At 69.5% G+C, this 5545-nt stretch carries 2 protein-coding genes; both read left to right on the forward strand.

The features are described 5' to 3' along the window. Positions 1–17: 17 nt before the first annotated feature. Positions 18–4316 carry a type I polyketide synthase gene (locus tag LX83_RS37470; RefSeq protein ID WP_253780948.1) on the forward strand — a complete coding sequence of 1433 codons (4299 nt, stop codon included), beginning with the start codon at positions 18–20 and terminating at the stop codon, positions 4314–4316. Between the two features lie 27 nt (positions 4317–4343). Continuing rightward, positions 4344–5545, forward strand: a 1202-nt coding sequence (locus tag LX83_RS37475; RefSeq protein ID WP_253780950.1) for a type I polyketide synthase, incomplete at its 3' end; no start/stop codon positions are given.

Genomic DNA, 5545 nt, shown 5'->3' on the forward strand with positions numbered 1-5545 from the left:
TCAAGATGGTGTTGGCGATGCGGCACGGGGTGTTGCCCAGGACGTTGCACGTGGATCAGCCGTCGTCGCATGTGGACTGGTCGGCGGGTGCCGTTGAACTGTTGACCGAGGCTCGGGAGTGGCCGGAGACTGGGCGGCCGCGTCGGGCTGGGGTGTCCTCGTTCGGGATCAGTGGGACGAACGCGCATGTGATTCTGGAGCAGGCGCCGGTTGAGCCGGTTGAGCCGGAGGTCGTGCCGGGTGATGTGGTTGACGGGCTGCCGGTGGTGCCGTGGGTGTTGTCGGCGCGGTCCGAGGCGGCGCTGCGTGGTCAGGCTGAGCGGTTGCGGTCCTTTGTGGTCGAGCAGCCCGAGGTGACCACGGTTGATCTGGCCTGGTCGTTGGTCACGTCCCGGTCCGCTCTCGAACACCGGGCCGTGGTGCTCGGCGAGTCTCGCGCTGACCTGGAGGTGGGGCTGACCGCTCTTGCCAACGGCACACCAGCACCAACCGTCGTTCGGGACAGCAGTGGGTCCGGCAGGCTGGCGTTTGTGTTCACCGGTCAGGGTGGGCAGCGGGTCGGGATGGGGCGGGAGCTGTATGCGGCGTTCCCGGTCTACGCCCAGGCTTTCGACGAGGTGTGTGCCGAGTTCGAGCCGGGGTTGGCCGATGTGGTGTTCGGCGCCGCCCCCGGACTGGACGAGACCCGGTGGACCCAACCCGCGCTGTTCGCGGTCGAGGTCGCGCTGACCCGACTGCTCGCCTCGTGGGGTGTGCGTCCTGATGTGGTGATGGGCCACTCGGTCGGGGAGATCACCGCGGCGCACGTGGCCGGTGTGTTGTCCCTGGCGGATGCGGCCCGGCTGGTTCGGGCGCGGGCGGGGCTGATGGGTGCGCTGCCGGCGGGTGGCGCCATGCTGGCCATAGCCGCCACCCAGGCCGAGGTCAGCGAGGTCGGACTGCCCGATGGGGTCGATATCGCAGCGGTGAACGGGCCGCAGGCGGTCGTGTTGTCCGGTCCTGAGGCCGCGATCGCTGATCTGGGTGAGGTGTGGAAGGCGCGGGGTCGGTCGGTCAAGCGGTTGCGGACCAGTCACGCGTTCCACTCGGGTCTGATGGATCCGATGCTGGGAGACTTCCGAGCGGCGTTGGCCGGGGTTCGGTTTGCGGAGCCGGAGATCGGGATCGTGTCCAACCTGACCGGTGTGCTGGCGGGTGTGGGGTTGGTGTCGGATCCGGAGTACTGGGTGCGTCATGTGCGGGGCACGGTCCGGTTCGCCGACGGCATCACCACACTGCACGACCAAGGCGTGGCCACCGTGCTGGAAGTCGGCCCCGACGCGGTGCTGACCGCTATGGTCTCGGACACCATGCCAGCCGAGGTGGCGGCGGTGCCGGTGCTGCGCCGCGACCGCCCCGAGGCGCGTTCGCTGTTGGCCGCCGTGAGCCATTTGCACGCGCGTGGCGCGGACGTGGACTGGGCCGCGTTGCTGTCCAGGCCACAGCACGGTCGTCACATTGATCTGCCCACGTACGCCTTCCAACACCAGCGCTACTGGCTGGAGTCGGCTGTCGGTGTCGGTGACGTGGCCTCGGCCGGCCTGAACTCGGCAGACCATCCCATGCTGGGTGCCTCGGTGCCGTTGGCGGGCGAGGACGGCTTCTTGTTCACCGGCCAGCTCTCGATCCGGTCGCATCCGTGGCTGGCCGAACACACGGTGCTGGACGCTGTGCTGCTCCCGGGGACCGCGATGCTGGAGATGGTGCTGCGGGCAGGCGCTGAGGTCGGCTGTGACCTGGTCGAAGAACTGACCTTGGCGGCTCCGCTGGTGTTGCCCGAACGCGGTGGCGTACAGCTTCAACTCGTTCTCGGGGCTGAGGACGAGGCAGGTCGTCGACCGGTGCGGGTGCACTCTCGTCAGGAGGGTGCCGGGCCACAGGGGTGGACGCGACACGCCGAGGGCTTTGTGGCTTCCGCCCAACCTGAGTCGTTCGACCTGACCGCGTGGCCACCGGCCGACGCGACTCCGGTCGCCGTTGACGACCTGTACCAGAGCTTCGCCGACGGCGGACTGGGCTACGGACCGGTGTTCCAAGGGGTGCGGGCCTGCTGGGTTCGCGGCGAGGATTTCTTCGCCGAGGTCGAGTTGCCCGTGGAACACCGGGATGCCGCTGCCCGGTTCGGTGTGCACCCAGCCCTGCTGGACGCCGCACTGCACCCGGCGGCTCTCGCCGCAGGCGATGCCGCCGACGGTCCTCTGCTGCCCTTCCTGTGGACCGGCGTGGCATTGACCCGGTCCGGCGCGGCCGCGCTGCGCGTTCGGATCACCCCGGCCGGACCGGACGCGGTGTCGTTGCTGCTGGCCGACGCGGCTGGGCAACCGGTTGGTGTGGTCCGGTCGCTGGCCCTGCGGCCGGTGTCGGCAAAGCAGCTCGGTTCCCAGGATTCGCTGTTCCGTGTCGACTGGGTCGCCAGGCAGTGGAGCGCCAGCCCGGCAAGGCCGGCGGGCGCGGGCGAGCGCTGTGCGGTGGTCGGCGTGGACGACGCGTTGCAGGCCGAACTCAAGGCGGTGGATGCCCGGCCGTCGTCCTATCCAGATCTGGACGAGTTGCTGTCCGCGGTGGACGGAGGCGCGCCCGCGCCGGACGTGGTGTTCCTGCCCGTGCCGTCCTTCCCGGAAGCGGGGCCCGCTGCCGTGCGGGCAGCCATCGCGTCGGTGCTCGACCCGGTGCGGGTCTGGCTGGCCGACGAACGGTTCGCTGACGCGCGGTTGGTCGTGACGACCCGGGGTGCGGTCTCCGTGGCGCCGGCCGAGGACGTGTCCGACTTGGCCGCTGCCGCGGTCTGGGGACTGGCACGCACCGTCCAATCGGAACACCCAGATCGGCTTGTCCTGCTCGACCTGGACGGCAACAGCCTTTCCGAGTCGGTGTTTCACGCCCTGATCAGTGGAGACGAGCCGCAACTCGCGGTGCGGGACGGGCAGCTCCTCGTGCCCAGGTTGGTTCGCTCGGGACCACCGGCCGAGTCCGCCGCCGAACCGACAACCAGTGGGACCGTGCTCGTCACCGGTGGCACCGGTGCCCTGGGTGGACTGATCGCCCGACACCTGGCCAAACCAGGCGTGCACCTGGTGCTCACCAGCAGGCAGGGGTTGGCGGCCGCCGGCGCGGCTGAACTCACCGCCGAGCTGGAATCGCTCGGGGCCCGGGTGACGGTGGCCGCGTGCGATGTGGCGGACCGCGGCGCCCTGGCTGAGTTGGTGGCCGCGTTGCCTGGGTTGACGGCTGTGGTGCACACGGCCGGTGTTCTGGATGACGGGGTGTTGGAGTCGTTGACGCCGGAGCGGTTCGATGCGGTGTTGCGGCCGAAGGTGGATGCGGCCTGGTATCTGCACGAGCTGACCAGGGATCGTGATCTGTCCGCGTTCGTGTTGTTCTCCTCGGCGGCGAGCACGCTGGGTAACGCCGGTCAGGCGAACTACGCGGCGGCCAACGCCTTCCTGGACGCGCTGGCCCAGCACCGCCGGGCCACCGGCCTACCCGCCCAGTCGCTGGCGTGGGGCCTGTGGGCTCAGGGCGGCATGGCCGGCGAACTCGGTGCCGAGGATCAGGCACGGATGAACAGGGCCGGGGTGCTCGCCCTGTCCGCGCAGCAGGGGGTGGCCCTGTTCGACATGGCGCAGACCGTCGGGAACGCCGTGCTCGTCCCGATGCGACTGGACCTGGCAGCCGTGCGCGCCAACGCGGGGACACGTCCGCTTCCGCCGCTGCTGCGCGGGTTGATCCGCATGCCGGCCCGGTTCAGTGCGTCACCAACAGCGGCGAAGTCCACGCTGCGGCAGCGACTGTCCACCCTGGACAACGTCGCGCGTGACCAGGCACTGCTGGAACTTGTGTGCGGCCACGTCGCCGCCGTGCTCGGCCACACCGACGCGGCCACGGTCCCGGCCCAGCGGGCCTTCAAGGAGATGGGATTCGACTCGTTGATGGCTGTCGAGTTGCGCAACCGCCTGACCTCGGACACCGGGCTGAGGCTGGCAGCGACCCTGGTCTTCAGCTACCCCACGCCGGCAGCGCTCGCCGAGCACCTGGGAGTTGAGCTGTTCGGTGAAATGAACGCGGACCCCGTGCCCGACCTGACCGAAGCGGAGATCCGCCGGCTGCTGGCCACCGTTCCGACCACCCGGCTGCGCGAAGCCGGCTTGCTGGACGGCCTGCTGCGGCTCGCGACACCCGCCGCGGTATCGGCTCCAGAACCGGAGAGCCGTCAGTCAATCGATGCCATGGACGTGGACAACCTCGTCAAGTTGGCGCTCAACAGCGACCAGTCCTGACCCCACTTGACTTTTCGGAGTTCTGCAATGGCCACGTCTACCGACAAGATCGTCGAAGCACTGCGGGCTTCCCTCAAGGAAACCGACCGGCTGCGAGAGCTGAACCGCCAACTGGAGCAGGCGTCCAACGAGCCGATCGCGATCGTGGGGATGAGCTGCCGGTACCCGGGGGGAGTGCGGTCCCCCGAGGGGCTGTGGCGACTGGTCGCCGACGGCACCGACGCGGTTTCGGGGTTCCCCACCAACCGGGGTTGGGACCTGGACGGACTGTACGACCCGGACCCCGACCAGCCGGGCAAGGTCTACACCCGTGAGGGCGGCTTCCTGCACGATGCTGACCTGTTCGATCCGGAGTTCTTCGGCATCAGCCCACGTGACGCGCTCGCCATCGACCCGCAGCAGCGGCTGCTGCTGGAGACCACCTGGGAGGCCTTCGAGTCCGCGGGAATTCGGCCGGAGTCGCTGCGCGGCAGCCGGACCGGAGTTTTCGCCGGGGTGATGTACAACGACTACGCCGGCCGCATGTACCGGGTGCCAGAGGGCTTCGAGGGCCTGCTGGGTAACGGCAGCGCCGGCAGCGTGGCCTCCGGTCGAGTGGCCTACACCTTCGGTCTGGAGGGGCCGGCGGTCACCATCGACACCGCCTGCTCGTCCTCCCTCGTCGCGCTGCACCTGGCAGCGCAGGCGCTGCGACAGGGCGACTGCTCGCTCGCGTTGGCCGGCGGAGTCTCGGTGATGGCCACACCGTCCGCGCTGGTCGAGTTCAGTCGGCAACGCGCACTGGCCCCGGACGGTCGGTGCAAGGCGTTTGCCGAGGCTGCGGATGGCACCGCCTGGGCCGAGGGCGTGGGCATGCTGCTGCTCGAACGGTTGACCGACGCCCAGCGCAACGGACACCCGATCCTGGCGGTCGTGCGCGGTAGCGCGGTGAACCAGGACGGGACGTCGAACGGCATGACCGCCCCGAACGGCCTGGCTCAGCAGCGGGTGATTCGAGCCGCGCTGGGCAACGCGGGCCTGAACCCGTCCGATGTGGACTCCGTGGAGGCGCACGGCACGGGAACCGCGCTGGGTGACCCGATCGAAGCCGATGCCCTGCTGGCCACCTACGGTCGTGAGCGGCCAGTTGATCGGCCGTTGTGGTTGGGTTCGTTGAAGTCGAACATCGGGCATTCGCAGGCGGCTGCTGGTGTTGGTGGGGTCATCAAGATGGTGATGGCCATGCGGCA

Source organism: Goodfellowiella coeruleoviolacea (assembly GCF_024171785.1).
In the GTDB taxonomy this organism is placed as follows: Bacteria; Actinomycetota; Actinomycetes; order Mycobacteriales; family Pseudonocardiaceae; genus Goodfellowiella; species Goodfellowiella coeruleoviolacea.

Coding starts and splice junctions, on each gene's coding strand:
- LX83_RS37470 (WP_253780948.1), top strand. CDS start 18: ATGCGGCACGGGGTGTTGCCCAGGACGTTGCACGTGGATCAGCCGTCG.